Here is a 14,499-nt window from a genome sequence, read left to right on the forward strand (position 1 = left end):
GGCGTCATCACGCTCGTCCTCCAGCTCCGCGCGTTCCTTCTCCCACGCCGCTCGTTCCTTGGCATGCTGCTTGACCAGCTCGGCCTTCTCCCGCCGCAGCCGGGCCAGTTCCTGTCCGGCCGACTCCTTCAGCGCCTTGCCTCCGCTCTCGCGGCCGGCCTGCCCGCCGGCGAGCCGGTCCATCTGCACCCAGTTGTGCAGGGTGTATTCGTTGATACCAAGATCCCGCGCGACCTGCACGACGGTCTTGCCGGTCTCCTTGACGATCCTCACCGCTCCGGCCCGGAACTCCGGATCAAAGCGACGCCTCGTGGTTCCTGCCACGACCAAACCTCTCCCGGTTCGGTCTCCACGCTAAGAGGGGAAGCTCAGGGCCGCCTGTGGCTGGGCCGCTACAGCAAGACCGACAACGGCATCGTGGCGGTGACCACGTTGTGGGCCGATGAGCGGATCTACTACCGGCTGCACGACGGCCCTCCACCCCAGCCCGCCACTTCGCCCGGGGCAAGGGCGATCCGGGCTTCGCCACCAAGTGGCAGATCGCCGTGGACCTGGTCGGCCGGGCCGTTGTGGCGGGAATGCAGTTCCGGGCGGTGACGGCCGACCGCCCCCGGCGAGATCGACGATTGCCGTGGCGAGCTGCGTCGGGCCATCCTGGGCTGGGTGGTGGCGGTGCGGCCTGGCCGCGGCGTGTGGGCCTACGGGGCTAAGGCCGCTACGCCGCGGGATGCCGCCGCCGCGCTGGCCTGGGACGGCCTTGAGGATCCCGGGGCTGGCGGCCGGTGCGGCGCCGTTTCCGCACGGGCATACCGAGATCTGATGGGCAGTCAAGGCCAGGTGGGTTTGTGGGACCCGACGGATCCACCCGGCTTGTGATCGCCACCACCGACCCGGCCACCCTGCTGGACAAAGGCCACCTGATACCTGGCCACCAACCTGCCCCGCCCCGGTGGCCCCCATGACGCCGCCAGCGGCGGGGACAGCCCGCACCCGAGCGCCGACCTGGCTGAGATCGTCCGGATCTACGGCATCCGGCACTGGATCGAGCAGAGCTACAACCAGCTCAAGGACGAACTGGGCTGGGCCGAGTTCCAGGTCCGCTCCGACATTGCGATTCGCCGTCACCAGACGCTGGTCGCCTGTGCCTTCAGCTTCTGCTGGACCTGCCGGTCCGCCAGGTGCCCAGCGCCGCTGCCCCACCCGAGCCCGAGGCTGGCCCCCAGCCCATCTGTTGACTCCAGCCTTACCCTTACCAGGGGCACCACGCTGGCCCCACGCCCTGCGCGCCGTCCACAGCTGGCTCACCCTGGCTATCGCGCTCACACGCTGGTGGCGCGCCTGGCCGCAAACGCCCCCGCCCCCTTGAACTCCAGACCCTGATCGACGCCGTCACCGCAGGCCGAGGCCTGTATCTCTACACGCCGCCTTGATTCAACGGACTACCGGTACCTTCTTAGAAGCCGTTAACCCGGATTCGGTACGGGTCGCCGATCGGCATCGCTGGGACATGTGCAAATGGCTGCGGTCGCCCCTCGGACACACTTTGCTACATGATCGCCCGAGCTGAGCTCGGGCGATTACTTCTTTCCGGACAGGTTCGTACGTCAGCTGCAACCCGAGCTGGCCGTAGACCTCGGCCTTGTCCATCGGATCGGCGCTGTGCAGGGCTCTGCGTACGTCTCCGAGCATGGCCGTCATGGCGGCGATCTCCTCCTCCGTGAGCCGTTTGGGGATGGCGCTGATCAGCTGATCCAGGCGCATCTGCTCGACCTTCCGCTTGGCTTCCGTCTCGGCGATCCACCCGGCGACCACCGCCGGATCGCTCCCCGCATCCACGAGGGCTCGATAGGCGGCGAGCTTGCGTTCGCACGCGGCCACCGCCTGGCGAGCAGCCTCGACCGCCACCAGGCGATGGTCGTCGGCCAGCTGTGCCTCCGTCATGGCGCGGATCGTGTCCGGGAGATGCGCGGGATCGAACACCGTGGCCAGCCACTCATCGAGCGGCTCGACGATCAGCTCTTCCCGGACGTAGACCGAGCGCGGGTGGTCGAGCTTGTTGGCCTGCGCGTACTGGCTGGGGAAGACGCATCGGTAGTGCGGCTTGCCGTTGTTCCAGCTGCCCTGCATGCGCCGCTCGCAGATGCCGCAGAACAGCAGGCCGCGGAAGATGTACGGCCGAGGCGTCCGGCGGGGTTTGCGATTGTCCTGGGCGCGTCTGGGGACGGCGAGGAGCGCCTGGACCTGGTTGAAGGTCTCGTCGTCCACCAGCGCTTCGTGAGCCCGCTGCTCGGACCAGACCCAGTGGTCGGGGTTGTTCCAGCGCAGCTTGGTCATGTGGCCGAGACCAACGTCGTTGACGTCGATGAGCACTTCGTCCTTGTGCTGGCGGCTCCAGACCTGGCGGCCGGTGTAGCGGGGGTTGAGCAGGATGGCGCGCACGGCGTACTTGGACCAGGCGATGCCGCTGCGATGGGAGTTCCTCGCCCGGTCATAGGCGGACGGGCACAGGATGCCGTCCCGGGTCAGCCCCTCGGCGATCGCGAGCAGTCCCTTGCCGCCGAGGAACTCGGCGAAGATCCGCCGGACCACCGGGGCGGTCAGCGGGTCGGGCTCCAGGCGACGTAGCCGCTTGCCGTCCGCGGCCTTGGCGGGATTGGGGTGAGGCCCGGCATCCGCCAGGAGATAGCCGTAGGGTGGCCGTCCTCCGAGATACCGGCCTTCCATCTGGGCAAGGGCGGCCATCGAGGAGCGGACCCGGAGCTTGATGCGGTTCCGTTCACCCTTACTGATCCCGCCGAACATCGACATGATCAGCTCGTGCGCCTCGTTGGCCGGGTCGATCGGCCCGCCGACCTCCGGCACCCACAGCGGGACGCCGTAGTGCTCGAAGAGCGGGAAGGTCAGCCCGAACTGGTTGCCGTAGAAGGCGCGCTGCGGCTCCCCTACCACGACGGCGGAGAAGCCGCGCTCGGGATTGGCGAGCTGGCTGAGCAGGCGGGCGGCCTGGGGCCGTCTCAGCGGCGGGATGGAGCGCGACTTGTCCACGTCGAAGAACTCCGCCACGATCCGACCTCCGCGCGGCTCCACGAGCGCTCTCGCGCGATTCAGCTGCCACGCTCGGGACGCCTCGGGGTCCTGGCGATCCTCGGTCGAGCACCGGCCCCAGAACGCCAGCTCGATCACTACCGCTCCTTTCTCGTCTCCTCCTGTGCGAGCCGCTCGTATGCCTTCAGCAGGATCCGCAGCAGCGCGGCGGCGGCTCCGGAGGTCAGGCATGGCGGATCAGGCGGCAGCACGACGCGGACCCCGCTGGCCTCGCCTGCCGTTCCGGGCCCTGCAGCGTACTTCGCTGAACCTGATTCGGGAGGCCCCGAGCAGGCCCTTTGTAGCTCTTCAGCCACCCTCGGCCTCCCGGCTGTCCGCTTCCGCGCCGGCGGCGACGAGGCGAGCGCGGGCAAGATCGCAGAACGCTTCGTTCAGCTCGATGCCGACGAAGCGGCGGCCGAGCTGCCGGGCGGCAAGGGCAGTGGTTGCCGCCCCGGCAAACGGGTCCAGGACGGTGCCGCCGGGGCGGCAGCCGGCGGCAATGGCGCGGAGCGGGATGTCGATGGGGAAGGGCGCGAAGTGTGCCGCCTTGAGCGGCCGAGTGGAGATCGGCCAGACATCGCCCGGGTTCCTGCCGCGCTCGTGTGCCGCGGTGTGCCGCTGACCGGTGGGCAGCATCGCGGCGCCGTAGCGCTTGCCACACAGCACCTCGGTGGCATCGGTGTACTTGCCGTCAGACGGCCAAGCGGTCTTGATGCTGTTGGGCTTGATGCCGCCGCATCGGGCGCGCCGTGTCAGCGGCCGATCCCCGGTGTACGGCTCGCGGATGGCGTCCAGGTCGAACCAGTAGCGGCGCTGCTTGACCAGCAGGAAGATCATCTCGTAGCGGGTGGAGAGGCGATCCAGGACCGATTGCGGCATCGCGTTGGGCTTGTGCCAGACGATGGCGTTGCGCAGGATCCAGCCGTCTTGCTGGAGCGCGAAGGCCACCCGCCATGGCATGCCCAGCAGGTTCTTCGGCGGCACATGCAGCCGTGACCGTGGCCGGACGACAGGCTGCCGCTCGTTGTAGCCGCCGCCGCGCGCCCAGCCGTCGGAGTTGGCCGCATAGCAGTCGCCCAGGTTCAGCCACAGCGTGCCGTCGTCGGCCAGCACACGCCGGGCTTCGGCGAACACAGTGCGGAGGGTGTCGACGTAGTCGGCGGGGGTGGCCTCCTGCCCGTACTGGCCGGGCACGCCGTAGTCGCGCAGGCCGTAGTAGGGCGGGCTGGTGACGATGCAGTCCACCGCCGCAGTGGGCATCTCGGCCAGCACCTGTCGCGCGTCGCCGAGGTAGAGGGTCGCCTGACTGTCGCTCCACCAGGGTCGCCGCATCATGACGCCCCCTCAGCGGAGGAGGCAGAGGCGGAGTCGTCGCCGCGGCAGGCCCACGGTGAGCAGCCCTCGGTCGGCTCATCCTCGCCGGGGCTCAGGACCGCTTCGGACAGCGGTCGGCGCGAGCGGTGCAGGTAGTAAGTGGCGCCGATCCGCGGCGCTCGGGGGTGGCCGTGGCGGATGGCCGCGTCGAAGGCGAGCGCGTCGGCCCACCCGTCGGGGTCGGTCGTCTTCAGGTGGAGCCATTCGGCGTCGCGCCGGTACGGACAGCCGATGCAGGCGCTTCGAGGCGTGTCAGCCATGCCCTTGGCGGTCAGGTAGGCGCGGCAGTCGGCGCGGGTCCAGCCCAGGTCGATCAGGGGGAAGACGTTGCGCAGGTAGCGGACGTTGGCGTCCTTGGCGCGGTGGAACTCATCCACGCTGATGCCGATGGCCTGTTCGGCGTGGACGCCGTCGGGGACGCGGGCGGGGTGGGGATAGCCGAGGAGGCGGCGGGCCTCGGCCTTCAGGCAGGAGATCTTGTACTCGTTGGTGCACTGCCGGCGCAACATCCCGCGGGAGCCGTCCTTGCCCAGGACGAACAGGGGCATGGAGACGAAGCGGTGCTCGGGGTCGAGCGCGTCGTCGCGGAGGTTGCCGGTGGCCACGCGGCGGATGGGGATGCCGGCGTCGGCGGCGAGGCGTTCCAGCCGTTCCAGGTGGCGGTAGACGTCGGCGGGTTCCCAGCCGGTGTCGGCGACTCCGCCGTGAGTTCGCGGTTTCTGAAGGGTGCTCAGGACGAACCCACGGGCGGTTGGAGCGTCAGGAGCGGAACTGACCCGTGAGTTGAGAAGGGCCCACGAGGCTGGGGTTGTTTGCAGGGAGGCGATCATGGGTGCCTCCCGTCGTCGCCGTGGCCGGTTTCGAGCGCGTTGTGGAGGAACTGCCGCGCGGCCTCGGCGTAGCGGATCGCGGTGTTCTCGCTGATCCCGAAGACGGCGACGAGGTGGAGCGGGTCGGGGCCGTAGCTGAGTGCTTCTTCGAGTTGCCGGTCGATTCGGATCTGGTTGATCGTGGCGCCGGCACCTTCGAACTGGTCGCCGAGCCATCCGGTGCTGACGGGCCGCTGGTCGTGAGCGGTCTGGCTGGTCAGCAGCAGATGCCGATTGGCGGTGTGCGGCCAGCGGTCTCGCCGGTAGATCAGGTACTTGTCGATCAATGCGGCGGTGAGGTCGTCGAGGCGCCTGGGATGACCTGCGATGGTGATCCGCCGGTTGGGGACGTCGACGTCGTCCAGGGCGATCGCGCGGATGGCCATCGGTCGGGCGGCGTGGACGGCCGCCAGCGCCAGAATGAGTTGCCGGTGCGGACGTCCAGCCGTGTGGGTGATCAGCTGTTGGAGCTGGCCGGGGTGGAGGGGAGCGGGCAGACGGACGGCGGGGTTGCCGATGGTGATCCGGTTGGCGGGGTCGATGAATACCCGGTGGGTGGCCTTGCAGAATCCGAACAGCGAGCGCAGCGCCACCATGGTCCGTTTGCGTGGCAGGCCGTTCAGGGTGTCGGTGACGGCGCGGATGTCGTCCTGGGTGACCTGGCGCAGGCTCGTGTAACGAGTGGACCAGGTGATCAGCCAGGGCTCGGCCTCCTTGAGGTAGTGCCGAACCGTTTCCGGGTTGCGGGGCCTGCTTCGCGGTCCGCCACGCCGTAGCATCGTGGCCCAGGCGAGCACGTCGGTGGCGATGGCTGGGGCCAGGTCGAGGAGGAACCGGTCGATCCATGCGTCCAACGCCGCGGTGCGGTCGTCGTGAAGCAGTCCAAGTGTGCTGAGGACTTCGGCGGTGTGGCCGACGTTGGCGCCGCGTTTGTCGAGGGGGACGATGTCGCTGTAGGGGATCAGGTCGCCGGGGGCATGGCCGGACAGCAGGATGAGCAGGGCTTCGTCGACCTCTTCGGCCAGGAGGTTCGACCAGCCGCGGGCTTGGCCGAGCTCTTGCGCCGCCGCCCGGGCCTGGATGAGGGCGGGGTTGTCGGGGTTGACGTGCCGTGCGCGGTTGACAGACCGGTAGTCGGGGCGGGCGGGGAACAGCGCCAGCTGGCCCGGGAGCTGCCAGGTCGGCGGGAGCTGTGGTTCGGCGGCCGGTTTGCGGGGTCGGCCACGGGCTTTGCGCTTGCCGAGTGGGAAGGACAGGAACAGCTGCCAGCCGGTGAAGCTGATCTGCGGCACCGAGCCGCGGAACCGCTGCCGGTTCAGCTGCAGAGCGGCTTGCGCGTGGCAGAGCCGGCAGTGCCGGTGTTTGGCGGGCGCGTGACGTCCGCAGCCGGCACAGGTGCCGGCCTGCCACAGCCTCCAGGCGATGCAGTCCCGGCACATGCGTAGCTGGTGAAGGCCCCAGGCCAGGCAGTAGTGGCAGCTGTCCGGCCCGCCGGCGGGGCGCGTCACGTGGGCGGCAGCGAGCGCCCTCCAGGCGGTCGTGGCGTCACAGCGGACGATGCCGAGGCGGGCCTCGTGTCCGGGCCGGCGGCCGGGGCGGAACGTGTGACCGTCTCCGGTTCGGCGATCAGGAGCTCCTCCACGCCGCAGCCAAGCACGGCGCAGATCACCTCCAGGTCGGACAGCTTGATGCTGCTGGGCTGCCCTGACCACAGGCCGGACATCTTCCCGGCGGAGATCACCAGGCCGTGCTCGGCCAGCAGCCGCTGCATCTCGCTGGCCTTCCAGATGCCGCGGTTGGCGGCGGCCAGCCGCAGGTTCCACCTCATCGTGTGAGTCCTTCCAGGCGGGCTGCGGCGCGTTGCTGTCCGGCGATCCAGGCATCTTCGACGTGGGTGTGCAGCACATGCACGTAGCGCATGGTGGTGGCGATCCACCAGTGGCCGAGGAGCTCTTGGATGGCCAGCAGGTCCATGCCGTGCCGGTAGAGCTGGGAGGCGCAGTAGTGGCGCAGCACGTGAGGGGTGAGCCGGTGGCGCCACTGGGGCAGGTGCCGGGCGGTGGCGTCGGACAGGCCGCGGCGCAGCGGATCGTCGCCGATCCGGGCGGCGGAGGAGTCGGCGTTGCGGCGTTCGGAGGGGAACAGCGGGGCGCCGGGACGTGTGTGGTGGTCATCGAAGTGCCCCCACACGTCCGTGACGTACCACCGCAGCAGCCGATCGGCGCCGTCGATGAGCGGAACCACGCGCTGCCGGGGGCCGCTGCCCTGGCTGCCCTTGCCGAAGCGGACGTGCAGCTTGCCGAAGCGCCCCAGCTCCCAGCGGACATCGGCCAGGTCCAGGCGCCGGACCTCGTTGATCCGCAACCCGAGCAGGGCCATCAGCCGGGCGGCGGTGAAGTTGCGGGCCATCGGCGCGAACTTGCGGCAGGTGGCCAGCTCGTTCCTCCACCCGGTGAACAGGGTGTCTACCTCGGCGTCGGTGGGCGGGATGCGCAGCCCGATCTCCTTGCGACCGCGAGGCCGGTTCATCTCGTCGAGCGGACAGGCCACGACATGGCCGGTCAGCGCGTGCAGCTCGGCGCGGTGCCGTAGCTCCAGGAAGGCGAAGAACGTCGACAGCGTCTGCGCATAGGCCAGCCGCGTCCCCTGCGCGGCCGACCGTACGACTTTGCCGAAGTAGGTGTCGGCGTCGCTGGCCTGCATCTCCCACAGCGGGCGACCGAACCAGGCGCGGATCTGTTCCAGGTGTGTCACATCGCCCCGGATCGTCGAGTCCGACAGCCCCGCGGAGGCGCGCGCCAGTACGAACCCAGACAGCACGTCGGTCTCGAACGCGGCCAGTTCCTCCGGAGTCGCCGCAGGACGGCGCTCGCTGAGGTCTCGCACTGCCGATAAGGCCATGGTGTTCCTCCGTCTGCTCGACGTACGCGAACAGATCGAAGGTAGCGCGACGAATCTTCAGAAATCCTGAAGTTCCATCAGATCGTGGCATCACCGCTGAGGAGATGCCTGCATCCTGGTCAGGCACGTCATCCTCAAGACCTGGTGCAGAGGATGGACCGGGAACCTGCGGGATATCCCACAAGATCGCGGCGTCGAAGCGCGGGATGACGCCTTCGACGGCGAGGAGCAGCAGGGCGCTGGACTGGACGCCGGCGCCGAGGGACGGCAGCCGCAGGGCGGGGGTTGCGCGAACCGTCTCGGGATCGCGCGGGTTGACGCTTGTGGTGGTCGTGGGTTCGGCGTTGATCGGGATTGTCATCGCCGGTTCGGGGCGGGCCTCAGATCCGCAGCGCCCGCATGAGCTCACGGCTCCAGCGAGGCGCGCCTCCAGTCGAACAGCGATCTTTGGCGGCCCTCTGGCGGAGCTCTGGCGAGCATTAGTTGGCAGGCGTTGATCTCTGGCGCCAAAGCCAGCGCTCGCCAAGTCATTTCTCCTGCTCAAGGTGAGCCGGAGGCCCGCCAGAGGCGGCTCCTACACCGGGTGACCAGACCGAAGTTCCTCGCGTAGTGGAGCCACCCGATGCCTACCGACCTTCACGAGACGCCTCTGGCGAACAACTCACCGCTGGATGTAGCAGAGCACGTCTTCCAGCTCCTCGCCTGCGAACCCGCGGGGCTCTCCGTGAGAGGGGACATGCTCGGCCGAGAACTCCCCCGGCGCGAGATCCTGCTGACCGAGCTCCGTGATCTGCTGACCTCCCGCGCGGTGACCAATGACACCCGTGACGTGGTGTGGCGGGAGCTGGTCGAGCGCGCCCGCCGCGAGGGAGCGCAGTGGCTCGTCGGCGCCGTGGGCGTCGCCGTGCCGGCTCTGCGTGGCATCGCCGGACGGATCTGCCGGGGCTATGAGGCCGGCGAGGCGGTCGACATCGACACCGAGGTGCTCGCCGCCTTCATCGAGGCCGTGCGAACGATCGATCTCGACAAGCCTGCGATCTTCCCGCGGATGTGCGACGCCGCCCGCAGGGCAGGCGAGCGGGTGCGCGAGCTGGCCGAGTCCGATGTCGCACGCAAGATCTTCGACCCTGCTTCCAGGGCGCCTGCCGCCCCATGGGGTCATCCCGATCTCGTCCTGGCCGACGCGGTCGCCAAAGGGATCATCAGCGAGCTGGACGCCGAGCTCATCGGCCTGACCCGGCTGGAGAAGCGCACCCTCGCGGAGGCTGCTGACGAGCTCGGGCTGAGCGCGGAGGCGGCCAAGAAACGGCGCCAGCGGTGCGGGCCGGTCCTCATCAAGGCCGTTCTCGCTGGAGAAGTCGAGTCGGCCCTGTCCCTGACGATCACCTCTCCCACCCCTAGAAGGGTGGAGGACACCTCTCCCGAGACTTCCGCGCGGAGCCGGATCACCTCAGATCCGCAGCCCGACACCACCGACACGAAGGGAGGCCGGGGCAACCCCACCGGCTCCGCGCGGATCCATCACCCGGCCCGTCGGCGTCTGCTGCGGTGGGCCCTGGTCACCGTCGCCGTGACGGCAATCGTGATCGGTACGGCTGCCGCCGTCCTTGCCGCGCCGGTGCCGTCCGGATCACCGCCGACACGGTATGCCGCACTGCCGAACGACCTGAACAAGGTCTTCGAGAACCTCCGGAACTGGCTCATCGGGCTGCTCGCCGCCCTGGCAACGCTGATGCTGACCATCGGCGGCCTGCGCTACCTCGTGGCCGGCGGCGATCCGGGCGAGGTGCAGAAGGCCAAGTCGGCGCTCAAGGCGGCAGCGTTCGGGTACGGCCTTGCCGTCCTGGCGCCCCTGTTCGTCAACGTGCTCAAGCGCATCGTGGGCGGGTGAGGCGCGATGGCAACCCGCCCTGCCGCCACGGCAACACGCCGTGCCGCTGTCCTTGCCGTCCTTGCCACGGCGGCCGTCGTGGCCGCCTCCACGACCGCATGGGCTGACCCGGCACCGGCGCCGTCCCCTTCGCCGCCGACTACCGAGTCCCCGTCCCTGCCGTCGTTGCCGCCGCTGCCCGGCGTGAGCATCGGCGACTGGATGACCAAGCAGATCAATGCCTGGTTTGCCAACCTGGCCGCATCGGCCATCAAGCCGCTGCTCGATGTGCTGGCCACCACGCTGCTGGCCACCCCGGACTTTTCCGCCAGCGGGCGGGTCATGGACCTGTGGAAGGTCACCGCGGGCATCGCCAACGGAAGCTTCGTCGTCCTGGCCACCGTCGGCGCCATCACCGCGATGGGCTACCAGACCGTCCAGACCCGGTACGCGATCAGAGAGGTGCTCCCCCGCCTCGGATTGGCCATCCTGGCGGCCAACATCAGCTTCCTCGTCTGCGGCAAGCTCATCGAGCTGGCCAACGCCCTGTCACGTGCCCTGCTCGGCCAGGACTTCGACGCGCGACGGGCCGCCGACTCCATGCGCATGATGATCCTGCCGCGCACCGACAACCAGATCTTCTACATCCTCCTGGCGCTGGTCGCGGTGATCCTCCTGCTGCTCTTGCTGGTCACCTTCATGCTGCGCACGTCGCTCGTGCTGCTCCTCATGGTGGCCGCTCCGCTGGCGCTCGCCTGTCACGCCCTTCCGCATACCGACGGGCTGGCCCGGTTCTGGTGGCGCGCCTTCACCGGCCTGCTGGTCATCCAGGTCGCCCAGTCGCTCACGCTGGTCCTCGCGGTCCGGATCTTCTTCAACCAGGACGGGCGCGTGCTGATGGGCATCCACCCGACCGGGCAGCTGGTGAATCTCCTGCTGACGGTGTGCCTGCTGATCGTCCTGGTGCGGATCCCCTCCTGGGTGTCCAAGCAGATCTTCATCCAGGGCGGACGCAGCTCGATGATCACACGGATCATCAAGACGGCCATCGCCTACAAGGTCGCCTCCCCGGTCCTCACCGCCCTGCACCTCCGCAAGAGAGGCACAGGAGTCGTCGGCGGGCTCGGCAAGGCCACCGCCAGGGCAGCGGTCACGCGAGTCGTTGCCGGCACGGTAACCGGTCCGGCCGGGCCGGCGGCCACAGCGGCGATCACGGCGGCATCCGCTGCCACAGGCGGGCCTGGCCCCGCCAAGCACGCCCCCGTTGGTGCCCGCCGTCCGGTGCGCGCCGAGGACTGGGAGCCGGCGCCCGTGAAACACGCCCCGACGGCCCCGCCGGTCCAGGGCAAATACCGGCCGACGCCGACGCCACAACGGCCGGTGCGACCCACGATCCCGGTCTACGGCTATCCCCGCGAGAACCTCTACACCGCCGGACCGGCCGGACTCGGCCAGATGCAGCACCTGCGCGACCGCGGCATCACCGACCCCCGGCGAGCCATCGCACCGCCACGGGGATCCCGACCTGCTCCCCCGATCGTGGCATCGAGCGCTCCCATCCCGGGCTCTGTCGACTGGCCGGAGAACCGCGGCGCTCGCCGTACTCCGCCGCCCTTGCCGCCGCGCCGCCGTACCCGCAACCGCCGCAGCGGAGGTGGGAGTACATGAGCTGGGTCGAGCCCGTCCGCATCCCCGCAGATGTGGAGCAGCCAGACAAGATCATCGGATCGTTCACGGCGCGCCAGCTCCTGATCCTCGGTGGCACGGGCGCCCTGCTCTATGCCGCCTACATGGCCGTAGGCGAGCACGTGCCGCTCGTGGTCTGCGCTGCCGTGTCCCTGCCCATCGCCGTCGCCGGCATCCTCCTGGCGATCGGCCAGCACGACGGCGTGTCCCTGGACCGCTACGTCATGGCCGCGATCCGGCATCACCGCTCCCCCAAGCACCTGGTTTCCACGCCGGAGGACATTCCCATGCCGCCCGCCTGGATCTCCGCCACGCCTGGCCCGCAACCCGCCCTGCTCAAGCTTCCCGCCCGCGGTGTGGCAGGTGACGGCCTGATCGACCTCGGGCCCGACGGCGTCGCAGCCGTCGCCGAGGTCTCCACCGTCAGCTTCGCCCTGCGCACCCCCGACGAGCAGGACGCCCTGGTGGCCGTCTTCGGCAGGTGGCTCAACTCCCTGTCCGGTCCGGCCCAGATCCTGGTACGCGCCGAAAGGGTCGACCTGTCGGAAACGGTCGGCACGCTGGAGGAGACCGCCCGCCGGCTTCCCCATCCGGCCCTCGCCGTGGCCGCGCTGGAACATGCGGCTTTCCTGGCCGACCTGTCCGCCCGCCATGACCTGCTCCGCCGCCAGGTCCTGTTGATCATCAGAGAGCCGGCCGTCGGTGCCAACGGCCGTGAAGCCGCAGCCGCCCGTGCCCTGCGCCGCCTGGACGAGGCCTCCCGCGTGCTGAGCGCCTGCGGGCTCAGCGTCCGGCTGCTGGACGCCCGGGACGTGACCCGGCTGCTGGCCTCATGCTTCGACCCCGCTGGCCCTGCGCTCCCCGAGCAGGACCTCGCCCTCCCCAGCGAGGTGATCACGCGAGGAGGTCGGTGGTGAAGATCCGCCTGCCTCGCCGTACCACTACTGGCCCTGAGGTATCGAGCTTCGGCCCCGATGCCGTGCAGGTCGAAGCCCGTCGCATCCACGTCGGCGGGAGTGTGTGCGCCACGCTGGCCATCACCGGCTATCCCCGCGAAGTCGCGCCCGGCTGGCTGGAGCCGCTCCTCACCTATCCCGGACGGCTGGACGTCTCGCTGCACATCGAGCCCGTCCCGTCCCTGGTCGCCTCCGACCGGTTGCGCAAGCAGCTGGCCAGGCTGGAGTCCGGGCTCCGCTCCGATCAGGAGCACGACCGGCTGCTCGACCCCGGCAGGGAAGCCGCAGCGGAGGACGCCCAGGACCTCGCCTCCCGGCTGGCTCGCGGGCAGGCCAAGCTGTTCCGCGCGTCGATCTACCTCACGGTCCACGCGACCAGCGAGGAAGAGCTCGACGACGCCTGTGCCCAGGTGCGGGCGCTGGCCGCCTCCTTGCTCCTGGACGCCAGGCAGGTCACCTACCGCCAGCTGCAGGGCTGGGTCTCCAGCCTGCCCCTCGCCTACGACAACCTGGCCATGCGCCGCACCTTCGACACCCCCGCGCTGGCCTCCGCCTTCCCGTTCACCAGCCCCGATCTGACGACGGAGCTCGGCTCGACGGCGGTGCTCTACGGCGCGAACACCTCCAGCGCCTCCCTCGTCGCCTGGGACCGGTTCGCGCAGGACAACCACAACTCGGTCATCCTGGCCCGCTCGGGCGCGGGCAAGAGCTACCTGGCCAAGCTCGAGGCCCTGCGCTCGCTGTATGCGGGCATCGAGGTCGCCGTCATCGATCCCGAGGACGAGTACGCCCGGCTGTGTTCCGCGGTCGGCGGCGCCTACATCCACCTGGGCGCGCCCAAGGTCCGGCTCAACCCGCTGGATCTCCCGCCCAAGAGCCAGCGCGGCGACGACCCGCTCACCCGGCGGGCGCTGTTCCTGCACACGCTGATCGCGGTCATGCTCGGCGAGCCGCTCGGCAACGCGAGCAAGGCCGCACTCGACCGGGCCATCCTCGCCACCTACCGGCAGGCCGGGATCACCCAGGCACCCCACACGTGGAACCGCCGCGCTCCGCTGCTTCGCGACCTCGCGGCCACGCTGAGCAAGGACACAGATCCGAAGGCCAAGGAGCTCGCCGCCGGGCTCGCGCCGTACGTCACCGGCAGCCACCGCCAGCTGTTCGACGGCCCCACGACCACACGCCCCGACTCCCACATGATCGTCTTCTCGCTGCGCGATCTGCCCGAGGAGCTCAAGGCCGTCGGCACGCTGCTCACCCTGGACGCCATCTGGCGCCGCGTCTCCGACCCCCACAACCGGCGCCCTCGCCTGGTGGTCGTCGACGAGGCCTGGCTGCTGATGGAGGACCCGGAGGGCGCCAGGTTCCTGCTGCGGATGGCCAAGGCCGCCCGCAAGCACTGGGCCGGCCTGTCCGTCGTCACGCAGGACGCCGCCGACCTCCTCGGCAACGAGATCGGGCAGGCCATCGTCGCCAACTCCACCACGCAGATCCTGCTCCGCCAGGCGCCCCAGGCCATCGACAAGGTCACCGAGGCCTTCCGGCTCTCGGACGGCGAGCGGCAGCTCTTGCTGTCTGCCGAGCGAGGCACAGGACTGCTCACCGCCGGTGTCGGCGGACAGCGCTGCCCGCTTCAGGTCATCGCCAGCGCCCGCGAGCACGACCTCGTCACCTCCTCGCCGCAGGAGCTGCTCGAGTACGAGGAGGGCGACCTGTGATACTCCCTGTGTCAACCTCACGCCACGGCTTCGGTGAG

11 protein-coding genes are annotated in these 14,499 nt (G+C 69.8%); 4 read left to right on the forward strand and 7 right to left on the reverse strand.

Going from position 1 to position 14,499, the window contains the following annotated elements; all coding sequences use genetic code 11:
• From BSB02_RS38640 to BSB02_RS38670, 7 genes are all read right to left on the reverse strand, one after another.
• The coding region (locus tag BSB02_RS38640) for a transposase (protein WP_143591740.1) at positions 1-324 on the reverse strand (324 nt) is incomplete at its 3' end.
• 1,107 nt (positions 325-1,431) lie between these two features.
• Positions 1,432-3,183: a recombinase family protein gene (locus tag BSB02_RS38645; protein WP_206185130.1), complete on the reverse strand. Its 1,752-nt coding sequence runs from the start codon at positions 3,181-3,183 to the stop codon at positions 1,432-1,434.
• A 210-nt stretch (positions 3,184-3,393) separates the two neighbouring features.
• On the reverse strand, positions 3,394-4,422 hold the full coding sequence (locus BSB02_RS38650) for a DNA-methyltransferase (RefSeq protein ID WP_240507047.1): 1,029 nt from the start codon (positions 4,420-4,422) through the stop codon (positions 3,394-3,396).
• Positions 4,419-5,291, reverse strand: a complete 873-nt coding sequence (locus BSB02_RS38655) for a hypothetical protein (RefSeq protein WP_084965971.1) — start codon at positions 5,289-5,291, stop codon at positions 4,419-4,421. Before BSB02_RS38655 ends, BSB02_RS38650 begins: the two co-directional genes overlap by 4 nt.
• On the reverse strand, positions 5,288-6,838 hold the full coding sequence (locus BSB02_RS38660; RefSeq protein WP_084965972.1) for a site-specific integrase: 1,551 nt from the start codon (positions 6,836-6,838) through the stop codon (positions 5,288-5,290). The genes BSB02_RS38655 and BSB02_RS38660 overlap by 4 nt, the downstream gene beginning before the upstream one ends.
• Positions 6,835-7,158: a helix-turn-helix domain-containing protein gene (locus BSB02_RS38665; RefSeq protein WP_084965973.1), complete on the reverse strand. Its 324-nt coding sequence runs from the start codon at positions 7,156-7,158 to the stop codon at positions 6,835-6,837. The genes BSB02_RS38660 and BSB02_RS38665 overlap by 4 nt, the downstream gene beginning before the upstream one ends.
• Positions 7,155-8,231, reverse strand: coding sequence for a tyrosine-type recombinase/integrase (locus tag BSB02_RS38670; protein ID WP_084965974.1), 1,077 nt, complete (start codon positions 8,229-8,231; stop codon positions 7,155-7,157). The genes BSB02_RS38665 and BSB02_RS38670 overlap by 4 nt, the downstream gene beginning before the upstream one ends.
• Positions 8,232-8,967: 736 nt before the next feature.
• Here BSB02_RS38670 and BSB02_RS42815 point away from each other — a divergent pair.
• The 4 genes from BSB02_RS42815 (at position 8,968) to BSB02_RS38690 (ending at position 14,461) form a co-directional block, all read left to right on the forward strand.
• Complete coding sequence (locus BSB02_RS42815; RefSeq protein WP_240507049.1) at positions 8,968-10,122, forward strand: sigma-70 RNA polymerase sigma factor region 4 domain-containing protein; 1,155 nt, start codon at positions 8,968-8,970, stop codon at positions 10,120-10,122.
• Positions 10,123-10,305: 183 nt separating this feature from the next.
• Positions 10,306-11,769, forward strand: coding sequence for a conjugal transfer protein TrbL family protein (locus BSB02_RS38680; protein ID WP_143591742.1), 1,464 nt, complete (start codon positions 10,306-10,308; stop codon positions 11,767-11,769).
• Entirely contained in the window at positions 11,766-12,704 is a 939-nt protein-coding gene (locus BSB02_RS38685; protein ID WP_084965976.1) for a PrgI family protein, read from the forward strand. The genes BSB02_RS38680 and BSB02_RS38685 overlap by 4 nt, the downstream gene beginning before the upstream one ends.
• A 62-nt stretch (positions 12,705-12,766) precedes the next feature.
• Positions 12,767-14,461, forward strand: a complete 1,695-nt coding sequence (locus BSB02_RS38690; RefSeq protein ID WP_240507051.1) for a VirB4 family type IV secretion system protein — start codon at positions 12,767-12,769, stop codon at positions 14,459-14,461.
• The last annotated feature ends 38 nt before the right edge of the window (positions 14,462-14,499 follow it).

This window comes from Thermoactinospora rubra, from assembly GCF_002093975.1.
Lineage (GTDB): Bacteria > Actinomycetota > Actinomycetes > Streptosporangiales > Streptosporangiaceae > Nonomuraea > Nonomuraea rubra_A.

What these genes read in the sequence shown, in the direction of transcription:
- BSB02_RS38650 (WP_240507047.1), bottom strand. Translation starts at nt 4,422, where the DNA reads ATGATGCGGCGACCCTGGTGGAGCGACAGTCAGGCGACCCTCTACCTC.
- BSB02_RS38655 (WP_084965971.1), bottom strand. Translation starts at nt 5,291, where the DNA reads ATGATCGCCTCCCTGCAAACAACCCCAGCCTCGTGGGCCCTTCTCAAC.
- BSB02_RS38665 (WP_084965973.1), bottom strand. Translation starts at nt 7,158, where the DNA reads ATGAGGTGGAACCTGCGGCTGGCCGCCGCCAACCGCGGCATCTGGAAG.
- BSB02_RS38670 (WP_084965974.1), bottom strand. Translation starts at nt 8,231, where the DNA reads ATGGCCTTATCGGCAGTGCGAGACCTCAGCGAGCGCCGTCCTGCGGCG.
- BSB02_RS42815 (WP_240507049.1), top strand. Translation starts at nt 8,968, where the DNA reads ATGCTCGGCCGAGAACTCCCCCGGCGCGAGATCCTGCTGACCGAGCTC.
- BSB02_RS38685 (WP_084965976.1), top strand. Translation starts at nt 11,766, where the DNA reads ATGAGCTGGGTCGAGCCCGTCCGCATCCCCGCAGATGTGGAGCAGCCA.